The organism is Amycolatopsis sp. lyj-23, from assembly GCF_046549135.1.
Classification (GTDB): Bacteria; Actinomycetota; Actinomycetes; order Mycobacteriales; family Pseudonocardiaceae; genus Amycolatopsis.
The window spans coordinates 96,751-117,194 of the sequence record NZ_JAJPWN010000015.1 but is presented as its reverse complement, the minus strand read 5'-3'; the positions used below and the strand labels follow the sequence as shown (position 1 = coordinate 117,194).

The following is a 20,444-nucleotide window of genomic DNA, read 5'->3' as shown; positions in this document are numbered from 1 at the left end:
TGCCAGAGGGCGCCCCCGCCGACGACGGTAATTGCGCCCGCAGCCGCCGGTGAATGATCGAATTCCGGCGTAAAAGCCGAAACGGTGAAAATTGTCGGCCGGTGACAACATTCCTCGCGATTAATCCGGAAATGGGTGGAATGATTCACCCGGTTCGCGGTGTCGGATGAAGAGCGCGCACGTGCCGTGGCCACGCGCCGGCCGCCCGCGGTGGGCCGCCGGCGCGCTCGACGGCCTCGGCCAGCGCCAGCGTCCGTGCGGTCCCCGCCGGGCCGAACACCGAGACACCCACCGGCAGCGCGCCGTCGAACCCGGCGGGCACGGAGACCACCGGGTAGCCGGCCAGCCCGGCCGGGGTGGAGCTGCCGCGCACCGGACGGTCGCCGGCGGCGTGGTCGAGCGGCCACGCCGGCGGGCCGGTCGGGGCGAGGACGGCGTCGAGCCGGTGGTCGTGGAGCAGGCCGTCGATCAGCGCGCGGGCCCGGCGGGTGCTGCGTTCGCGCAGCACCCGCGCCACCATCCGGTCGGTGGGGGAGACCGCGGCGGCCGCCTCGAAGAGGTCCTGGCCGAACAGGCTCAGTTCCACCGGGTCGTCCCGGTTGGCCGCGATCAGCTCGGGCAACGTCGCCGGGACGCCGCCGCGCGAGCGCAGGTAGGACTCGAGCCCGGGGCGCAGCTCCGCGATCAGCGCGGTCACCCCGTCGTCGAGCAGGTTCGCGTCGAGGGGCAGCTCGACCGGCACCACGACGGCACCGGCGGCCGCCAGGCGCGCGCAAAAGCCGTCGGCGACCCGCTCGGCGGCCGCGTCCATGCCGGGTGGCTGCCAGCGCCCCAGCCGCCGTCCGGCGAGCGGCACCGGCTCGCCGAGCAGCCCGCCGCCGGCGAGCACGTCGAGGCAGATCGCGGCGTCGCCCACCCGGGTGGCGAGCACCCCGACGGCGTCCTGCGCGGCCGAGCCCGGCACGACGCCGTCGAGCGGGAGCAGGCCCGGCTCCGGTTTGGCGCCCACGACGCCGTTGACGGCCGCGGGGCAGACGATGGAGCCGTCGGTTTCGGTGCCGAGCGCCAGCGGCGCCATCCCGGTCGCGACGGCCACGGCCGAGCCGGCGGAGGAGCCCCAGGGGCTGTGCCCGGGCAGCCGGGCGTTGCCGGTCTGCCCGCCGACGGCCGACCAGCCTTCGATCCCGTGCACCGAGCGCAGGTTCGCCCATTCCGAGAGGTTGGTCTTCCCGACCACGACGGCCCCCGCGGCGCGCAGCCGCCGCACCACCTCGGCGTCCCGTTCCGGCGGCGTGCCCGCCAGCAGCCGCGAACCGGCCGTGCTGGCCAGGCCCGCGGTGTCGATGTTGTCCTTCACCAGCACGGGAATCCCGTGCAGCGGACCGCCCGGCGCCCCACCGGCCGTGAGCCGGTCGGCCTCGGCGGCGGCGTCGAGTGCGGCCTCGTCGACGGCGATGACCGCGCGGACGAGCGGGTCGACGGCGGCGATGCGGTCGAGGCACCGGCGCACGAGGGCCACGCTGGTCTCCTGCCGGGCCCCGAGCGACCTGCGCAGCGCGGGCAGGCTCGGCCACTCCCGCCCGGCCGTCACCGGATACTCCCGATGGCTCCGGATTCCGTTTCCCTACAGCGCATGCGCAGACGATAAGCGCCCGTTCCGCGGCAGCCGGGAACGCGGGGAGGCAGAATCGAGGCGGCTTCGCCCTCGCAAACTGCCCCGTGCCGAAGCTGCGGTACGACGGCGTCTCGTGGGCGGGCGAAGCGGACAATTCCGGGTTGGTCGAGGGAATCGGGCAAAGCAGTCCCCCTTCACGCGGGCCGCCGGCGGTGGCCGGAGCCGGATGGGTGTCCGGCTCCGGCCACGGTGGCACGGGCGGGTTGCAATCCGTCGACAACGCCGCCGCCGGGCGAAAACCGAGTCCCTACGGCCCGTCGGAACCGCTCCAGGGTGCTTCGTCGCGATGGCGTTCGGCCGTCACCTCCGGTCCGGTCGAGCCGCCGTACGTGGCGATCTTGTACTCGGTGGCGGCGAGGGAAAGCGTCAGCTCGCGGATGCGCCGCCGGATGGTGTCGCGGTGCTCGACGAGCATGTCGAGCCGCTCGGGCACGGTGTCTTCCCCGGCGTCGACGAGCTCGATGTAGTGCTGCAGGTCGCGCATCGGCATCCCGGACAGCCGCATCCGGGTCAGGAACACCAGGCGCCGCACCGCTTCTTCGTCGTAGACGCGGTATCCGCTGCGGTCGCGGCCGACTTCGACGAGCCCGGCGCGTTCGTAGTAGCGGAGCGTGTGCGGCGAGATGTCGAGCATGTCGGCGACCTCGGCGATCGTCATCGGCTCGGTCAGCCCGCCCACGTCGGTCAGCCGGTGGATCGCCTCGACCGACACGTCGTCTTCGCCCAGCATCGCCAGCGCCCTGGTCAGCAGTTCGTCCGTGGCCATGCCGTCCAGCCTAGATCGGCCGCGACGAGGGCGGGACGTCGGCGAAATCGGCGCTGCGGGCGGTCTCGGCCCACCGCTCGACGCCTTCGAGGTCGCGCCGGTAGGCCCGGGTGAGCCGCTCGACGGCCTCACTGCCCAGCGGCAGCCGCAGCGGCACGTCGTCGCCGTGCACGAGGGACACGATGATGTCCGCCGCCCGCGCCGGGTCGCCTTCCTGACGGCCGTCGGCACCGGCCATGTCCGCGCGCACCGTGGCGAGCACATCGCGGTAGGCCTCGGACGGCTCCGCGAACTCCAGCACGTCGGCCTCGTTGAACCCGGTCCGGAACCGGCTCGGCTCCACGAGCACCACCCGGATCCCGAACCCGGCGACCTCGCCCGCCAGGGCCTCCGACCAGCCTTCGAGCGCGAACTTCGACGCCGAGTACGCGGACACACCGGGGAAGGATTGCCGCCCGCCCTGGCTGCTCATCTGCACGATGGTCCCGCTCCCGCGCCGGCGCATGCCGGGCAGCGCCGCGCGGACCAGGGCAGCCGGGCCGAACAGGTGCAGGTCCATCAGCTCCCGCAGCTGAGCGTCGCTGACCTCTTCGACGGCGCCGACGACCGCGCGGCCGGCGTTGTTGACCAGGACGTCGAGCTGCCCGAAGTGGTCGATGGTGTCCTTCACCAGGCCCGCGGCCGCGGCGGTGTCGCGGGCGTCGAACTTCACGACCAGGCAGCGGTCGGGGTACTCGGCCGCCAGGTCGGCCACGCTCTCGGGCCGGCGCACGGCGGTCACCACGTTGTCGCCCGCCGCGAGCGCCGATTCCGCCAGTGCGCGCCCGAGACCGCGGGTCGCGCCGGTGATGATCCAGGTCTGTGTCGTCATGCCGGCGACGCTAAAGCTTCGAGCGCGCTCGAACGCAACGGCGAGGTTTGCTCACGATGGCGAGGGTGTCGGGGCGATTGCTGCCATCTCGGCAGCGTGTCACCGCCGTACTCGCGGACACGGGTCAGACCGGCTTGAAGTAGTAGGTGCCCTCGATGGCCGCGAACAGGCGGTACTGCCGGCCGTCCTGGCCCCGGAACTGTTTGTCCTCGGGCTTCCTGCTCCAGAACCGCTGGAGTTCACCGGGATCGAGCAGCGTCGACGGGTCCGTCGTCTGGACCGGCTTGGCGGCGGGTGTCCGGGCGGAGCGCCCCTCGACGCCGCGGGTTCCGGTCTCCGCGGCGGCGGGAGGACCCGGCTCCCGCTCGGCGTCCCGCTGCTGCTGCCGCTCCCGGTAGCGCTTCAGCGCCTCCGCCCGCTTGCCCGCCTCACTGCCCAGGTAGTCGTGGCGGGCGGGCAGGTCCGGGAACTTGTCCATCAGGATCTTGGTGTGGCCGACGTCCTGCTGCGTCCGGTAGAAACCCTCGAAAGTCAACCACAGTCCGGTACCGATGAATCGACGCCCCGGACCGTAGTCGAGCTCCTGGCCCTCCGGCAGGAAATGGCGGAATTGCGGGTCGACATGTTGGTTCCAGGCGCCCGACTTCATCATCTCGGCACTTGCCGTGGCCCGCAGCGACGCCGACGCGTACTCGATCGTCTCGGCCCGTTTACCGTACTCGGCGGCGGTGTCGACCTTTCCCGTCCGCACGTCGTCCTGGAGTGCGGCGAACGTGGCCGCCTTGTCGGCGTGGGCCAGCTCGAACGCCAGGACCCCGGCGATGACCATCTTGGCCTGTTCGACCTTGGTGGGGTTGATGCGGATGGTGCGGGTCGGGAGGTGCCAGTTGGCCGCCGTCGCCATGTGGGGATCGAGTTCGACCCTGCAGCCGCCCTCGTCGCGGATCTTGGCCGCCAACCGGAGGTAGATCGGCGACTCCATGACCACGTCCAGCGCGCGCCGGAGCAGGTTGCGCTGCGAATCCTGGACGGTCATCTTGTACTCGGCCGGGTCGAAGCGCTGGACCGTCGCCACGGCACGTCCGACGGCCCGGTTGCCGGCGGTTCGCTGGAGCGCGAGGACGTCGGCGGCGGACAGGGCGGGTGATCGGACCAGCTCCGCGGGCGCCGGCCGGCGCACCGACGACGCCCTCCGTCCGTCGGCGGTCCGTGGAGCGACCGGTGTGACCTGCCCCGACGACGGCCGTTGCTCCACACGCATAGCGTGCCTCCCTGCGGAAAGGGAGTCCACGATCGCACCGAGTAGTCGGGTCCGTCAAGCGACCTAGGCGTCCACGCCGATGCTCGCAGGTGCCTCCTACCGGCAATGATGACCGGTCGTCCGGCGGCCTGGTGAGCCGGATATGGCTGGACGCCAGGCCGCCGGACGGTCACTTGGTCACTGTGCGGGACTGCGGATCACGACTGGCCGATCAGTACGGGTGGGGTGCGTAAACCGTCTGGACGGTGGTGGTCGAGTAGGTGACGTTGTTGTAGGTGGCTTGCTGTTCACAGGTCACGGTCACCGCCGCACCGGGTGGGACGCTGCCGGTGTTGTAGGTGACGGTGGTCTTGGTGGCCTTGTCCTCGTGGTCGGAGTCGGAGCCGCCGTAGGTGTCGTGGCAGGAGACGCGGGTGTTGCGGGCGTCGAGGCCGTCGCCGTTGTTGCGTTCGAACCGGATGTAGCTCTGCACCCGGGCGGATTTGACCGGGCTGCCGCCGGAATAGGAGTCCCAGCGCAGCACTGTGGTGTAGGCGTGGACGCGGTAGCCCGTGCCGCAGTCGGGGGTGTAGGACGTCGTCGAGCCGCTGTAGACGGGCGTGCCCTGGTTGGCGCAGGTCGTCGGCGGGGGTGTGGTGGGCGGAGGCACGCCGGGGTCACCCGGGTCGCCGGGATCGCCGCCGCACCCCTCTTCGGGGCACAGCGGTTCCACCGAGGCTGCTTGAGCGGCGGGAAGGCTCACCGCTGTTTCCAGGCCGCCGCAGATCATCACCGCTGCGACAACTGCGGACAGTCGCATATTCGAGGTTTTCACGGTCGTGCATTCGTAGAGGATCATGAACGCGTTACAAACTCGTTTGTGGCTCTTTTGTCGATCTTGCTGCAAATAAGCTCTGCCGAGCGGTCAAATGCTCCGAATGGTCGCGGGCAATTTTTGCATCTTGTAATTATCGTACTCGTATGCGAGTGAGTTCTTTCCTCGACCGATCCGAACAGCGGAGGCCACAGAGCACCGGGCGTATCGTCGGAAGCGTGGAGAAGCGTGTCGCGACGGAGTTGATCGAGGGGGCTCGCGCCGAGACCGAGCGGCTGGTCACGGCCTTGGCGCGGCAACACGACGATATCGTGGCGGCGTCGCAGTTCGACAGCGGCGACGACGAACACGACCCCGAAGGCGCGACCATCGCCTTCGAGCGGGCACAGGTCCAGGCCTTGCTGCGGCAGGCGCAGGACGACCTCGCGGCGCTCGGTAAGGCCACCGAACGGGTGAACGCCGGTGTCTACGAAGTGTGTGAACGCTGTGGCGGTCCGATCGCGGAGGACCGGCTGCTCGCCCTGCCGGCCACGCGGATCTGCATCGCCTGTGCGAACCGCAGGTGACGACCCATAACCTCCTGCGACCGCTATCCCTCCGCGGGGTCGGCCAGGGCGAGGTGGACTGGGACCCGTCGGATCGCGTCCAGTGGGGGAGGGCTCGCGGGCACCGTTGCTCGGGAGCGGGCAGGATGTGGTGCAGGGGAGTCGCGCTGGTCGGACGCGCGATCCCTTTCCCGGCACAGGATTGGACGCTCAATGGGACGTTCGTCGGTGTTCACCTTCCACTACATCGCCATCGACACAGAGGCCGGTGTGACGCCGGAAGAGTTCGAGACCTTCGTGCGGGCTGAAGGCGTTCACCTGCCCTTGTACCCGGGGTGGCGGTGGACGCTGCTGCGCGGGTTGCGTGGAGAGCGGACCGGGCAGTACCTGGTGTTGTCCGAGATCGAGAGCGCCGAGCAGCGCGACCGCTACGTCACGGCCCGGGGTGAGCAGACCGAGCCGGCCCGGCGCTTCTGGGCGGAACACCCGGAGGCGGAGGAGGTGCTGGCGCGGTGGCGGCGGCTGGGCACGTTCGCCGAGCTGCCGACGTTGTTCACCGACTACCGGCTGCTGGCCGACAATCCGCGGAGCACGGTCACGCCCGGTCCCCGTTACCGCGACCGCCCGGGGGAGGAGCCCATCGCCCGGGTCGTCGGGATCCACAACCTGGCGTTGCGCGCCGGGGTGACCGAGGAGGTGTTCGACCGGTTCATCGCCGAGAACCACCACCGGATCGACGACTACCCGGATTGGCGGTTCCACGTGCTCAAGGGCGAGCGGGGCAACCGCCTCGACCAGTACGTGATGATGATGGAGATCGCGAGCCTGGACGCGCTGGACGTCTTCTACCCCGAGCCCGACATCGCCACCGGCGAGGCCGCGGAGTTCGCGGCTGCCCACCGCGACACCAAGCAGATGTACGAGGAGTGGAAGCAGCTGGCCTCGTTCTCCGGCTCACCGCAGATCTACACGGACTACCTCGCCGTCGCGGAGAACCCGGCGTAGTCCCGCACGTCCAGCCGGGCGCGGGGCGCGTTCGCGGTGCGCGTGACGCCGCTGCCCGGGTACACCTCCGCACCTCGAGACTGTCGACGGCGCCGCCCTCCCGGACGTTGCGCCCGGCCGCCGCACCGGCGATGGTGGCCGGGTGGATGCCGAGGTGCTGGTCGTCGGCGGCGGGCCGGTGGGACTCACCGCCCGGGCGCTGCTGGACCGGTGGGGCGTGCGGACGCTGCTGGTCGAGAAACGCGCCGAACTGTCGCCGTTCCCCCGGTCCCGGCTGATCAACGTCCGGTCGATGGAGATCTACCGCGGCCTCGGCCTGGCCGCCGCGATCACGGCCCGGGCGTTCGGCCCGGAATACGGTCGCGTCCGGTTCCGCGAGGCGTTGTGCCGTCCCGACCTCGCGTCCGCGGCCATGCTGGGCGTCCACGACCCGGTGCCCGAGTCGCCCGCGCTCGGCGTCGTCACGTCGCAGGACCGGCTGGAACCGACGTTGCTCGCCGCGGCAGGCGACCCCGTCCGGTTCGGCGCGGCCCTGGTCGGCGTGGCCGAGGAAGCCGACGGCGTCGTCGCCGTGCTCGGCGACGGAAGCCGCGTCCGGGCGCGGTTCCTGCTGGCCGCCGACGGCGCGAACTCGACCGTCCGGGAGCTGCTCGGAATCGGCGTCGACGGGCCCGGGCCGCTGGGCAGCTTCACGACCGTCGTGTTCGACGCCGACCTCGGTCACCTCGAGCCCACCGGGGTGTGCTTCACCCCGCACGGCTCGCTGGTTCCGGTCCATCCCGAAGGCGGCTGGGCCTGGTTCGGCCCGACACCGGCGGACACGGACTGGGCCGGCCACGTCTCGCGTGCTCTGGGTGCGGACGTCGGGGTCGATGTCCGGCGCGTCCAGCAGTGGGTGTTGACGGCGTTCGTCGCCTCGAGTTTCGGCCGCGGCCGGGTCTTCCTGGCCGGAGATGCGGCCCACGCGGTTCCGCCGCTCGGCGGGCTCGGCCTGAACGCCGGGATCGCCGACGTCCACAACCTGTGCTGGAAGCTCGCGGGCGTGCTGCGCGGCTGGGCCGGGCCCGGCCTGCCGGCGACGTACGAGCCGGAACGGCGCCCGGTCGCGCACCGGACGCTCCGGCGGGCTATCGCGAACACGCGGCTGGCCAGGGAAGCCCGGGCGGGCGAACTGCCGTGGTCCGAGCAGTACTTCGCCCAGCTCGGCCTGGTCCTCGGGACCGCCTACCGATCCGACGCCGTGCTCGAGCCACCAGAGCTCACCGAGCCCGGCACCGGTTACGTCCCCGCCACCGAGCCGGGCCACCGCATGCCGCACTTCTGGCTGGCCCCCGGCCGTTCGACGCTCGACGCCTGCACCGGCGGCTTCGCCGTGTTCACCGCTTCGAACTGGGAACCGGCCGGGCCGTGGCCGGTGCGCGTCGAGCGGATCCCGGCCGGGCGCTGCGGTCTCCCTCCGGGCGGCGCCCTGCTCGTCCGGCCCGACGGGCACATCGGCGCCCGCCTGCCGGCTGTCTCGGACCTGCCCGAAGCGCTGACTACCCTGTCTTGTCCCGGCGGGGAGCCGGCTCGCCGCCCTTCCGGCGAGTGACCCCGGAGCCGCCTTGGCGATTCGAGTGGACGTGGTCGCGCGTGGGCTCGACGGCTTCGCGTGGCTATTGTGCCAGTTGGTCGAAACCGGTAGGGAGACGGAATGGCTGCGGCTCCAGCAGTCGATCGGGAAGGTCAACGAGAAATCGACATTCCTGTTCGGGGAGATTCTTCGGTGGCACGGATTCCGTCCAGTGTCGCACCCGGATCCATCGATCGGCTTTCAGCACGGGACCACGTGGTGCCGGCCCTTTCCGGCGTCACGAACGGTGAATTCGGTGATCACCCGGAACCACTGAGAGCGATCTCGCCGACTTTCGGCGCGGCGCGTTCGGCGCCGTTAGACTCGGTGACATGACGAGCACGCTTGAATGGCCCGAACCGGGCTCGGTCGCAACTCCAGTGCTCGACGTGCCGGTTTCGGGCAGCCCGGGCCGATAGTGATTTCGGCGAAGGTGACGAAGCCGGGAGTAGCCTCTCGAATTCCGCTGATCGGCTTGCTCACCGCCGGCGCGACCTCTTTGGCGGGGGTTGCGATGTCGGCCCTGGCCGTGCCGTGGCTGGTGCTGATGACCACCGGCAGCGCCGGGACGACCGGAGTGGTGGCCTTCTGCGAGATGGCTCCTTACGTCACTCTGCAGGCGCTGGGGGGTCCGCTGGTCGACCGGGTGGGGGCCCGCCGGATCTGCATCAGCGGGAACTTCGCGGCATCGGCGGCGCTCTGCACGATTCCGCTCCTGTCGGCGACCGGGTCGCTGCACATCGGTGTGGTGGCCGGGCTGGTCGCGGTGGTCGGGGCCATTCGCAAGGTCACCGACTGTGCCGCGAACGTGCTGGTCCCCGGGGTGGCCGCAGCGGCGAAGATGTCGTTGGAAGGCGCCAGCGGGCTGTTCTCGGGGGCGACGAGGGCCGGCCAGCTCCTGGGACCCCCGATCGCGGGCGTGCTCGTGTCCGTCACCGGCGCACCGGTCGTGATCCTGGTCAACGGCGTGACCTTCGCGGTGGCCGGGCTGATCGTGGCGGTTGCCGTGCCGGCCGCTCTCTCGCCACCGGCGTCCGCCCCCCGGCCGGAGGCCGCGACCAGCTACCGCGCCCAGCTGGCCGAGGGCATCCGGTTCCTCCGCGCCGACCGCCTGCTGCTGGGCATCGCCGTGGTGGTCGCGGTCACCAACTTCTTCGACCAAGGCCTGAACTCGGTACTGGTCCCGTTGTGGATCCACGACGAGCTCCACGACCCCGCGGCGCTGGGGCTGATGTCCGGGGTGATGGGCGCGGGCGCACTGCTCGGCAACGTGACCGGGGCGTGGCTCGGTCCGCGCTTGCCCCGCCGGGCCGCTTTCGCCTGCGGAGTCCTCCTCGGCGGCGCACCCCGTTACGTCGCCATGGCATTCGCCTCGACGCTCTCACCGGTCCTGGTCGCCACGGCCTTCACCGGGACCGCCGGCGGTGTGGTCAACCCGGTGATCGGCGCGGTGCTCTACGAACGTGTGCCGTCGCGTCTGCAGGCCCGGGTCCTGGGCGCGGTCAAGGCCAGCGCCTGGATCGGTGTGCCGTTCGGGCCGCTGCTGGCCGGTGCGGCCTCCGCGGCGCTGGGGTTGCGCACCGTTCTGCTGGTGGGCGCCGTCGGCTTCGTGGCCATGGGCGTCGCGACGCTCGCCTTCCCGGTTTGGCGGCAGCTGAGCCGCCGGGGCGCGCAGACGCCGGTGGCGGGCGGCCCGGCGGCGAGGCGGCGCCGAGGGCCTCGCCGAGGGGCGCTGCGCCGCAGAGGATGGTCTCGACCGTCGAGAGGTCGTAGTCGTCAACGGCGGGGTGCTTGGCGTCCAGGACCGGGAGAACAGCTCAGCCTGGGCGTGCCCTTGCGCGACCGCCCATCGGTAGAACGAGGACAGGACGTTGACGTGCCGATCCCAGGTACTCACCTCGAACCGGGCTTCGAGCGGGCCACACGCCCGATGCACCGCGTAGGCACTCAACGCGTCCTTGAGCGGGCGCCGCTCGTAGAACAGATGCACGCCGACGTCGACGATGAACTCCATCCACGACCGCAGGACCCGCGCGTACGACTCCCACGAGGACGGTGCGGGGCAACCGCTCGACGGCAACTCGCGCAGCCATCGGTTCACCACCGTCGCCGGCCGCGGACCGGACGCATCCTCAAACGCCAAGTCGTCGTCGACGAGGATGGGCATGCCTTCCGGGATGATCGGCCGCCGCTGGACATACCAGGACTCCCACCCGCCGGACGAGAAGAAAACCAACTCCATGTCTCGTACATACATTCGAGACAGGTAGGAGTGCAACACGGTTACGACTGGTCAACGCCGGTGCGGCGTCCTATCGAGACACGGCATTAAAGCGGAGAGAAACCGCGCAGTTGCAGCAGGACTTGTCCCACACCGGCCCCTGTCATTGGCGGCGGGACGGTTCCAAGATCACGGGATAGACCCTTGGCGGCCTCGCGATCAGCACGAGTTCGGTGTGTGTCGGCGGCGTCTCGTGCGCGAATCGCAGATCGATCTCGAGCCAGGTTGACCTGGACAAGCCAAGTGGCTGACACAGGTTGCAACTCAAGGTCGGCACGTAGACCGAATGGTCGTAGCCCATGGTCCGGCCCGCGACATCAAGATGATGATGTTCGTTGAAGCAGCGCTTGTGATGCACCGCCGGTCGCGCCGACAGACCACTGTCGGACCCAGGAGTACAGCCCGGCAGCGCGGCGGTCAACGGTCACGCCCCAACCAGGTCCACAAGCAGAGGGTGCCCTGCAGACGGTACCGATGGCTGTAGGCCTGGGTCATGCCGTAGTGGGTGAGGTACTCCCCGCGCAGGCACTGGACGGGGACGCCTGCGGCGGGCCGGATCGGCAGAAGATCGCCGTACTCGCCTCGGGCGCCGGATCGCGGACCGCCGACTGTAGGGTCTCACCTCGCGTGACATATTGATTTTCGCGGACCTGGGGCTTCACTGTTGTCTCACAGCGATGTCACCCATGATCAATCTCAAGATCGTGGCTTTTCTTCGCGGCGGCGCGCTTTGCGTCGTGGGGTCGGGTCCCCGTGGCGTCGTCGGGCCAGCATCAGGTCGTTTCCAGGCCCTTCTCCACGAGCCAGCCAATCAGCGCGTGGGTGTCGACGTTGATCGTCGTGAAGTGTGCCTTCAACGGCAGTTCGTTGTTGGTGACCTCAGGCGCCTCATAGATCTTGGCGGTGATGTCGTTGCCGGGCTGTTTTTCGAGTTCGGCGATCAGCTCCTTGGTCCCCAGCAAGGGGGCCGGGTCGTATTGGACACGTTGGTCGGCGCGGGCCTGGGTGATTGCCCGGACGTCCGACGGTGGCGTGGCGCGAGGATCGGGTCAGGTTCTGGGCTGCGATCGCGCGCGGAGCAAAGACTGAGGACGCGGCTGCGGAGGCTGGCGTGTCGGGGCCGGTCGCGTTCAGATGGTTCCGTCACGCTGGCGGTGTGAATCCCGCTCTTGCTCCGACGGTGTCGGGCCGGTACTTGTCTTTCGCCGAGCGTGAAGACATCGCGATCTTGCGTGCACAAGGGGCCGGCGTTCGCGAGATCGCTCGGCGGCTCGCGCGTGATGCCTCGACGATCTCACGTGAGCTGCGGCGCAACGCATCAACCCGGACCTACGACCTGAAGTACAAGGCGTCAACCGCGCAGTGGCATGCCGAGCGTCGTGCTCGCCGACCGAAGATCGCCAAACTGACAGGCAATGAACCGTTGCACGAGTACGTGCAGGAACGGCTGGCGGGCCGGGTTCGCCGCCCGGACGGGACACCGGTGACAGGGCCAGAGGCAGCGCCGTGGAAAGGCCGCAACAAACCACGGCGCCAGGACCGGCGATGGGCCAACGCATGGAGCCCAGAGCAGATCTCCTACCGGCTGAAAGTGGACTTCCCGGATGATGAAGCGATGCGCATCTCACATGAGGCGATCTACCAGGCCCTCTACGTCCAGAGCCGCGGCGCGCTCAAACGCGAGCTGGTCGCCTGCCTGCGCACCGGCCGGGCGCTGCGAGTGCCCCGTTCTCGCGCCCGCACACGCCCCGACGGGATGGTCACCCCCGAGGTGATGATCAGCCAGCGCCCCGCCGAGGCCGCAGACCGCGCGGTTCCCGGGCACTGGGAGGGAGACCTGATCATCGGCTTGGACAGCTCCGCGATCGGCACGCTCGTCGAGCGCGCCACCAGATTCACGATGCTGCTGCACCTGCCCCGCATGGACGGCCACGGCCTCGGACCCCGCGTGCACAACGGCCCCGCGCTGGCCGGCCGCGGCGCCGAGGCCGTCCGGGACGCGATCGCCTCGGCCATCACCACGCTGCCCGAACAGCTGCGCCGATCCTTGACCTGGGATCGCGGCAAGGAAATGGCCCAGCACGCCCAGCTGCGCATCGACACCGGCATTGAAGTCTACTTCGCCGACCCGCACAGCCCCTGGCAGCGCGGCACCAACGAGAACACCAATGGCTTGCTCCGTCAGTACTTTCCCAAAGGCACCGACCTGTCCCGCTGGAGCCACGTGGGACCGCTAATGGGCGCAGCATCCCCGGCGATGTGCAACCTGTACGCAGCTCGTGAATTCGGCATTGTGGTCTACAGTCTCGGGCGGTTCATCGTGGCGGCCAAGGGGGATGCGGCGGAGATGCTGAACTTCCTGCCGATCCGCGGTGCGACGGAATCCGTGCCGACGCCGGTGGTCGGCCCGGGTGCTTGTTCGGCCGCTCTGGAGTGGTGGGGAGCGAAGCTCAACAGCCTCTTCGGCGTCTTGACCGACCCGGCGACGTTCACCGACCACGCGACGAAGTACGTTCCGGTCAAACACCTGCAAGCCATCAGCACCGTTGAACAATTGTTCAAGCGGGTCACCTCGATGGAGGCCGCGCACCGGGACGTCATGGCGCGGCGAGTCTTGTTCTTCTCTGTCATGGACACGCTTGACCGGCTCACCGGACGGCCGATCGAGCGACACTGTTCTCTCCAGTTCGCGACCGAGACGCTCGATCGGCTGCGCGCTGCGATTCCCGCTGAGGCTGCGGAAGTGCTGCTTCCCGGGGCGGAACGCGCGGTGGCGGCGCTGCGCAAGGTGCAAGACGGGTTCTACCTGGCCCGGCAGTTTGGCGCCGGCGAGATCGATGTCCTGAACGACGGTGCCGCGGCAGGAAAGCTGAGCCTGGAGAGTGCGGCTGGCGAGTATCTCGAGATGTTGCGCAACGCCACCCACGGGTTCGGGTCGAACAGGTCGGGGCGCGTCGGCCTGACGAACACGCTGCTGGCGCACCACGATGGCGACGTACCCCATGACATCGGGTTTCTGGGGTACCTGTATCTCTTGGACCTGCTGAGCCGGCCAGAGGTGCTCAGGGGTGCTCTCTATCGCGGAGGACGTACCTAACCCCGCACCGCTCGACCCGGAAGTTCGCGTCAGTCGAGCCACGCGAATTTCGGCGTCGCGTCGATCCAGCGGTGCTCCTCCGGCGGGGATCGCGGCGTACGGAACCGACTTCGGCGCGACGCCGTGCGTGAGCGACACGGACCCGACTGCGATGGTTACGCAGGCGCTGCAGGGCACCCGCGTCGGTTCGTACGACCCGACCAACGGCGGGTTCACCACGATGTTCTTCGCGGTCGCGTCGGCCGTGATCGGCGGCACGGCGCTGCTCGGCGGGTCCGGCACGGTCGCCGGGGCGTTCCTCGGCGCACTGCTGCTCGGCATCGTGTTCGACGGGTTCAACCTGACCGGGGTCAGCGCGAACGCGTTCAACGTGGTTCTCGGCGCCGCCATCCTGGTCGCGATGGTGCTCAACGTGACGCTGATCGTGGTGCGCAAGCGCGCCGGGTCCCGGGACCTCACATGACCGGCCCCGGCGGCGACGTCATCCGGGCCGAAGGGGTCGGCAAGCACTTCGGCCCGGTCACCGCGCTCGCCGACGTCAACCTGCACGTGCGGCGCGGCGAGGTGCTCGGGCTCATCGGCGACAACGGCGCCGGCAAGTCGACGCTGATCAAGATCCTCACCGGCTACCACCGGCCCGACGACGGCCGCATCCTGTTCGAAGGCGAGCCGGTCACGCTGAAATCCGTGGTGCACGCGCGGTCTTTGGGCATCGAGACGGTGTTCCAGGACCTGGCGATGGTCGACGACCTGCCCGTCTACCTGAACCTGCACCTCAACCGCGAACTGACCCACCGCCCGATCCCGTTCCTGCGCCGCCGCGAGATGAAGCGCCTCGCTCGCGAGGCACTGGACTCGATCGGCATCACGATCCCGTCGGTGACGGCCGAGGTGGGCATGCTCTCCGGAGGCCAGCGCCAGGCGATCGCGGTCGCCCGCTCGGTGTATTTGAAGGCGAAGCTGCTGCTGCTCGACGAGCCGCTCGCCGCGATGGGAGCCAAGGAAAGCGCACTGATCCTGCACCTGCTGCAGGAACTCAAACGCCGGGGCGACATCGCGATCATCCTGATCGCCCGCAACTACGGCCAGATCATCGACGTCTGCGACCGGATCAACCTGTTGCAGCACGGCGAAATCACCTTCGACCGGCCGGCCGCGGAGACCTCGGTGACCGAGCTCCTCGACCTGGTGAACGCGGAGTACCGCCTCGACGGGGCGTGAAGCGACTCGGGTTCGCCACTGTACAAGCAGGGCGACTCGGGCCCGTGCACGGCGGCGTGGTGTTCCGCGCACCGCACGCAGAGCAGCGGGCGCGCACCAGTCGGCAACTCGTCGGACCTCGAGCGGCGCAACGAAAAACGTGGCGGGCAAGCCGAGCAAAAACGGCGATAGCGCTTCACTGCGTGATGACCCGATCCGCCAGGTGTCACTCACCGTCGATCGGCGCGGTGTCGAATGGTCCAATTCCCAGGCTCGCTACCATGCCGAGCAACCCTCAGTAGTCTGCCAGGCGATAGATTTCGGCAAACGGCCACCCGGTCGGCGGCATGGCTGTCTCTGGAGTTTCCGTATACCGCTGTTCGGGTCGAGTTGCCCGACGGTCCGGTGGTCACGGTGCACATTGTTTGTTAATTGTCGCCGACGATCGCTCATGCCATGCTGATGAGGTACGAGGGAGAGGTGGCGCACTTCTCGGGTGTCGACGGAACGCAGTGCGCGCACTCACGGGAGGCTGAGGGATGTGGCGGTGATCCGCGACCATCACGCAATCGATTTTCCCACCATTGGCGAAGGTTCTCATGTATCCGAAGACTGTGTCCGCGTTCCCCTTGGTTCTTTGATCGAAGCCGACTCGCCGCGGCTCGACGGGGTCAGCGAAGAGCACGTGCGAACGCTGGCCGAGTCCGGTTCGGCATTGCCGGCAATCATTGCCCACCGCGCCACGATGTGCGTGATCGACGGAAGGCACCGGCTGCGGGCTGCGGCGCTCCGCGGCGACGAGGAAATCGACGTTCGTTTCTTCGACGGTTCTTGGGCGGAGGCATTTGTGCTCGCCGTGAAATCGAATGGCAAGCACGGCCTGCCGCTGACGCTGGCCGACCGGAAGGTGGCGGCCGCCCGCATCATCGGAAGTCATCCGGACTGGTCGAACCGTGGCGTCGCCACCGTCGTCGGGCTCACGGACAAGACGGTCGCTTCCATCCGCAGCCGTGCAGCTGCGGAAATTCCGCATTTGCACGCCCGGATCGGCCGCGACGGACGAGCGCGGCCGGTCGACGCGGCGGAAGGCCGCCGGCGCGCGAGCGAGGTGCTGCGCGAAACACCCGGCATCTCCCTCCGGCGGGCCAGTGCGATCGCGGGCGTCTCCGTGGGCACGGTGCGTGATGTCCGTGATCGGCTGAAGCGCGGCGAAGATCCGGTCTCGCCGCGGCGGCGTCCCGCGGCCGTCCCGATCGGTGAATCGGCCGAATGCGCGCCGAGCGGCAGTGCCGACGTCCCGGTCAAGGCGGTGAATCCGGCTCTGATCCTGCAGCGGCTGAGGCAGGACCCGTCTTTGCGGTTCTCCGAATCCGGGCGGGCGCTGCTGCGCAAGCTCGACGCGTTCCTCATCGACGACGAGGAGATGAACTGCGCCCTCGCGATGGTGCCGGACCACTGTGCCGGCGCGGTGGCGGACCTGGTCGCCGAAGGCGCAAAAATGTGGCAGGATCTCGTCGGGGCGCTCAAAAAGCCAAGGTCGAGCTGACCGTCTGCCGGTGGCGATCGAAAACCAGGTTCGGCGATGTGTCTTCCCCTTGTCGTTGTGCGAATTTTCATGATTCTGCAGAGGGGCGTGTGAAGGAATTGTGGAGTGAATTACCGGAAGAAGGTCAGCCGGTAGCCGAGCAGAACGCGTACGACGTGGTCGGGGTGGGTTTCGGGCCTTCCAATCTGGCCTTGGCGGTCGCCGCGCACGAGATCGATCCGGGCAAGCGGTGCCTCTTCGTCGAGCGGCGGCCCGAGTTCGAGTGGCATCCCGGTATGCTGCTCGACGACACGCGCATGCAGATCTCCTTCCTCAAGGATCTGGTTCTGCTGCGGAACCTGGACAGCAAGTACTCGTTCCTCAGTTACCTGAAACACCACGGGCGACTCGAACAGTTCGTCAACCTGAACGATTTCCACCCGTCCCGGATCGAGTACAGCGACTACCTGAAGTGGGTTGCCGCGGATTTCGCGGGCCAGGTGCGCTACGGGGCCCAGGTGACGCGGGTGGCGCCGTGGCCGTCGCCCGACGGCATGATGCCGCTGTTCGAGGTCGAGTGCCGGGACGTCAGCAGCGGAGACCGCCGGACCGTGCTGGCGCGCAACGTGGTCGTCGCCCCCGGAGGGCGGCCGAGGGTCTTCGACGATGCCGCTCATGAACACGTGATCCATTCGAGCGAATTCATCCCGCGGTTCAGCGACCGGGTGCCCGACCCTTCGGCGGCGCCGAGCGTGCTGGTCGTCGGCAGCGGGCAGAGCGCGGGCGAGATCACCAAGCACATCCTGGAGCGCTATCCGAACGCCTCGGTGCGCTTGCTGGTCTCGGGGTATTCGCTGCGGCCGACCGACAACAGCCTCTTCGTCAACGAGCAGTTCTTCTCGGACCGGTCGCTGGCGTTCCGACGGCAGTTGCCGGGACGGCGTGCCCGGCAACTGGCCGAACTGAGCGCCGCGAACTACGGCGTCGTCGAAGGGGAGCTGCTCGACGAAATCTACCGGTTGACCTATCGCGACGCCGTCCGTGGCCGGCAGCGCCTGATCATCCATTCCTACGCCAAGCTGACCGGTATCCGGCGCGACGACGACGGGATCGTCGCCGTGGTGCAGGACCGGCTGGACGGCCGGACGTACGAGTTGACCGGTGACGTCGCGGTGCTGGCGACGGGATACGAGCGCGAGCTGGACGAACACGCTTACGCGGACGTCCTGCCGTTCGTCAAGCGGGATGACCTCGGCAAGCTGCTGTTGACCGAGAACCACCGGGTGGTGACCGCCGAGACGGTGACGGGTGGCCTGTACGTCCAGGGACTGGGCGAACACGCCTTCGGGATCGGGGAAAGCCTTCTCTCGATGTTGCCGTTCCGCAGCAAGCAGATCTTCGACGATCTCCGGGCGAGGGATGCGGGCCCGGTCTCCGACGGCGGGCGGCGGCGGCCGGAACAGCTGTACCCGCCCGCGCGGCACCTCGAGGACGAAGAAGAAAAACTGTACCGGGTGATCGAGCGGTACAAGTTCGCGACCGTCGTGTCGGCGCACGCTTCCCGGCCGCTGGTCACCCAGGTGCCGCTGATCCTCGATCGCGGCGCCGGCGGCAAGGGAACGCTGCGCGGGCACTTCGACCGGGCGAACCCGCAAGCGGCGCTGCTGGACGGCCGGCCGACGACGGTGGTCTTCTCCGGCCCCAACAGCTACATCGCTCCGACCGTCTACCGGTCCGCTCAGTTGCCGACGTGGAATTCGGTCGCGGTGCACGTTTCCGGACGGGCCCGGGTGATCCACGATCGCGAACAGGGGGTGGATCTCCTGTGCCGGATCGCCGAGTTCTCGGACCGGTCCGCGCAGCCCTGGCTGCTGAGCCCGGACGATCCGCGCATCGACGCGCTGATCGACCGCATCGTCGCTTTCGAGATCGAAATCGTCACGCTCACCGGCCGCTTCAAGCTGTCCCAGGATCGCGACCTGGAAGATCGGCGCCGAGCGGCGGACGCACTGGCGAACACGGCGGAAGCACCGGAGCGGGACTTCATCGCCTATCTGGCTGATCTGGCACGGGACGAGCACGAACCGGGAGCGCACCCGTGCAACGGCGCACCGGTCGACAGCAGGGAAAGTGAACGGTGATGGGTGACGAGCAGGAGCAGGACCTGTTCTTCGTCGTGCGGAACATCGAGGAACAGTATTCCGTCTGGCCGGCGGGGAGAGAAGTGCCGGACGGCTGGGAGATGGTGGGGACCGCCAAGCCGAAGAGCGAATGCCTGGCCTACATCGGCGAGGTGTGGACCGACCTCCGTCCCGCGAGCCTGCGGCGGAGCATGGCGGCGAATGAGGTGACTTCGTGACCACGGAGCTGTCCGGCACCCTTCAGCGGCTCGCGACACCGGTACTGCACCACGTCGCCGTGCAGACCGAGGACCTGGACAACACGGTGAACTGGTACACCGCCTTCCTCGGCTGCGAGCGGACCTGGACGTTGGAGCAGTTCTCGGAGCTGACGCTGACCCGGCTTCCGGGCATTCGCCGGCTCGTGGAGCTGGTGCTCGGTTCGGTGCGGTTCCACGTCTTCGACCGGCCCGCGGGAGGGAGCTCCGGCCTCGATGCCGGCGCCTCCCAATACCAGCACCTGTGCTTCGCAGTGGGCAGTTCGGCGGAGCTGGTGGGCTGGCGGGAGCGGTGGCTGGCGCTGGAGCGGTCGGGCAGGTACGCGTTCGCGGTCGTCGAAGAGCCGTCCGAGCTGGTGGTCGACGCCGACGGCGTGGAGAGCTTCTACTGCCGTGACGTCAACGGCCTGGAGTTCGAGTTCACCTGGGCACCAGGGGAATCGACGTGACTGCGGCTCGCGCGGGCTGCCTGGACTCGCGCCCGGGTGCGGCCGGGGACTTCGGCGCCTACCGGTGGGGGCTGGAGCCGTTGTTCCTGCCGGATCCGCTCGGATCGGACCCACGGCCGAGTGGCGGCAGTGCCGCGGCGACACCGGATTCGCCGGGCCGCGAGGCGAAGACCGGTCAGTACCCCGCGCATTCCGGCCCCGACGAAATCTACTGGTTCCGGTGGATCACCGGACACCAGGTCACCTTCCTGCTGTGGCAGTTCCTGGCCAGGGCGCTGGAGCGGGTCGGGCCGGGCGGGGCGGCGGACGGCAAGACGGCCGACGCGGTCGAGCGCCTCACCGTCGCCTGCAACGCCGTGCTCGTGTACACCGGTTCGTGCAGCCGCGAGTGCTACGACCGGATCATCCGGCCCGCGATGTACCGGCACCACCACGGTTTCAGCGGCAGCTGGTCGATGGACTACCGGCCGGTCCGGCGGTTGCTGCACACCCGGCAGCAGGCCTGGCTGAGTCATCCGGACATGGCCAAGGTTCGTGCCGCGGCGAACGTGAACGCCCTGGTGCACAACGCCATCGCGGCCAGACTCGTCCCCGGCGGACCTTCACTGCTGAGCACCGCGGTGCCGGAGATGCGGCTGCAGGACCGCGCCACGCTCGGAGTGATGTTCGACATCTTCTTCCTCACCGTGCGCAGGCCGGTCGACGACGGCGAACTCGTACGCCAGCTGGTCCGCCGGCTCAAGGCCGTGGTCGCGGACGTCGGTGAGAACGGCCTGCTGCCTGAGGGCAGCCAGTCGTTCGACGAGGTGCCCGCGCGGTTCCGTGCACCTTTCCTCTACTCCTGCGAACGCCTCCTGCCCGAAGTTCTCGGCGCGGTGGCGGCCCTGTCCGCCGAGCTGGTCGCCGAACCCGCCATCTGATCGACGCGACCACGGATCTCAAGGA

The 20,444-nt window shown here is 69.2% G+C and carries 18 protein-coding genes and 1 pseudogene; 12 read left to right on the top strand and 7 right to left on the bottom strand.

The annotated features are described in order from the left end of the window. Positions 1-145: 145 nt before the first annotated feature. The 5 genes from ACLJPY_RS33775 to ACLJPY_RS33755 all read right to left on the bottom strand — a co-directional run bounded on the left by ACLJPY_RS33775 (position 146) and on the right by ACLJPY_RS33755 (position 5,285). A complete protein-coding gene (locus ACLJPY_RS33775; RefSeq protein WP_410594809.1) occupies positions 146-1,591 on the bottom strand; it encodes an amidase family protein in 1,446 nt (481 codons plus the stop codon). A gap of 331 nt (positions 1,592-1,922) precedes the next feature. Next, the gene (locus tag ACLJPY_RS33770; RefSeq protein ID WP_410594807.1) at positions 1,923-2,441 is read right to left on the bottom strand and encodes a MerR family transcriptional regulator; all 519 of its coding nucleotides are present in this window, start codon (positions 2,439-2,441) and stop codon (positions 1,923-1,925) included. Between the two features lie 10 nt (positions 2,442-2,451). After that, positions 2,452-3,312 (bottom strand): SDR family NAD(P)-dependent oxidoreductase, encoded by an 861-nt coding sequence (locus ACLJPY_RS33765; RefSeq protein WP_410594805.1) that lies wholly within the window; start codon positions 3,310-3,312, stop codon positions 2,452-2,454. A gap of 124 nt (positions 3,313-3,436) precedes the next feature. Continuing rightward, positions 3,437-4,492, bottom strand: coding sequence for a hypothetical protein (locus tag ACLJPY_RS33760; RefSeq protein WP_410594803.1), 1,056 nt, complete (start codon positions 4,490-4,492; stop codon positions 3,437-3,439). Between the two features lie 292 nt (positions 4,493-4,784). Continuing rightward, on the bottom strand, positions 4,785-5,285 hold the full coding sequence (locus ACLJPY_RS33755; protein ID WP_410594801.1) for a hypothetical protein: 501 nt from the start codon (positions 5,283-5,285) through the stop codon (positions 4,785-4,787). Positions 5,286-5,605: 320 nt separating this feature from the next. On the opposite strand from ACLJPY_RS33755, the gene ACLJPY_RS33750 reads away from it, so the two are divergent. From ACLJPY_RS33750 to ACLJPY_RS33735, 4 genes are all read left to right on the top strand, one after another. Then, positions 5,606-5,953: a TraR/DksA family transcriptional regulator gene (locus tag ACLJPY_RS33750; protein WP_410594799.1), complete on the top strand. Its 348-nt coding sequence runs from the start codon at positions 5,606-5,608 to the stop codon at positions 5,951-5,953. 192 nt (positions 5,954-6,145) lie between these two features. Next, positions 6,146-6,937: a hypothetical protein gene (locus tag ACLJPY_RS33745; protein WP_410594797.1), complete on the top strand. Its 792-nt coding sequence runs from the start codon at positions 6,146-6,148 to the stop codon at positions 6,935-6,937. Positions 6,938-7,079: 142 nt separating this feature from the next. Beyond that, positions 7,080-8,528, top strand: a complete 1,449-nt coding sequence (locus tag ACLJPY_RS33740; protein WP_410594795.1) for an FAD-dependent monooxygenase — start codon at positions 7,080-7,082, stop codon at positions 8,526-8,528. Positions 8,529-8,982: 454 nt separating this feature from the next. After that, positions 8,983-10,881, top strand: a complete 1,899-nt coding sequence (locus ACLJPY_RS33735) for an MFS transporter (protein ID WP_410594793.1) — start codon at positions 8,983-8,985, stop codon at positions 10,879-10,881. A gap of 52 nt (positions 10,882-10,933) precedes the next feature. On the opposite strand, the gene ACLJPY_RS33730 is transcribed toward ACLJPY_RS33735, so the two are convergent. Then, positions 10,934-11,251: a hypothetical protein gene (locus ACLJPY_RS33730; protein ID WP_410594791.1), complete on the bottom strand. Its 318-nt coding sequence runs from the start codon at positions 11,249-11,251 to the stop codon at positions 10,934-10,936. Between the two features lie 352 nt (positions 11,252-11,603). Next, positions 11,604-11,792 (bottom strand): hypothetical protein, encoded by a 189-nt coding sequence (locus ACLJPY_RS33725; RefSeq protein WP_410594789.1) that lies wholly within the window; start codon positions 11,790-11,792, stop codon positions 11,604-11,606. A gap of 47 nt (positions 11,793-11,839) precedes the next feature. Here ACLJPY_RS33725 and ACLJPY_RS33720 point away from each other — a divergent pair. The 8 genes and pseudogenes from ACLJPY_RS33720 to ACLJPY_RS33685 form a co-directional block, all read left to right on the top strand. Next, positions 11,840-13,051: pseudogene (locus ACLJPY_RS33720) on the top strand (IS30 family transposase); the annotation flags it as partial. Between the two features lie 1,027 nt (positions 13,052-14,078). Next, positions 14,079-14,390 (top strand): ABC transporter permease subunit, encoded by a 312-nt coding sequence (locus tag ACLJPY_RS33715; protein WP_410594787.1) that lies wholly within the window; start codon positions 14,079-14,081, stop codon positions 14,388-14,390. Beyond that, positions 14,387-15,148 carry an ATP-binding cassette domain-containing protein gene (locus ACLJPY_RS33710; protein ID WP_410594785.1) on the top strand — a complete coding sequence of 254 codons (762 nt, stop codon included), beginning with the start codon at positions 14,387-14,389 and terminating at the stop codon, positions 15,146-15,148. Before ACLJPY_RS33715 ends, ACLJPY_RS33710 begins: the two co-directional genes overlap by 4 nt. Positions 15,149-15,668: 520 nt before the next feature. Continuing rightward, on the top strand, positions 15,669-16,673 hold the full coding sequence (locus ACLJPY_RS33705; RefSeq protein WP_410594783.1) for a ParB N-terminal domain-containing protein: 1,005 nt from the start codon (positions 15,669-15,671) through the stop codon (positions 16,671-16,673). Between the two features lie 89 nt (positions 16,674-16,762). Further along, the gene (locus tag ACLJPY_RS33700; protein ID WP_410594781.1) at positions 16,763-18,793 is read left to right on the top strand and encodes a SidA/IucD/PvdA family monooxygenase; all 2,031 of its coding nucleotides are present in this window, start codon (positions 16,763-16,765) and stop codon (positions 18,791-18,793) included. Then, positions 18,793-19,011, top strand: coding sequence for an MbtH family protein (locus tag ACLJPY_RS33695; protein WP_410594779.1), 219 nt, complete (start codon positions 18,793-18,795; stop codon positions 19,009-19,011). Before ACLJPY_RS33700 ends, ACLJPY_RS33695 begins: the two co-directional genes overlap by 1 nt. Further along, a complete protein-coding gene (locus ACLJPY_RS33690; protein ID WP_410594777.1) occupies positions 19,008-19,499 on the top strand; it encodes a VOC family protein in 492 nt (163 codons plus the stop codon). Before ACLJPY_RS33695 ends, ACLJPY_RS33690 begins: the two co-directional genes overlap by 4 nt. Then, positions 19,496-20,419 (top strand): hypothetical protein, encoded by a 924-nt coding sequence (locus tag ACLJPY_RS33685; protein WP_410594775.1) that lies wholly within the window; start codon positions 19,496-19,498, stop codon positions 20,417-20,419. Before ACLJPY_RS33690 ends, ACLJPY_RS33685 begins: the two co-directional genes overlap by 4 nt. The last annotated feature ends 25 nt before the right edge of the window (positions 20,420-20,444 follow it).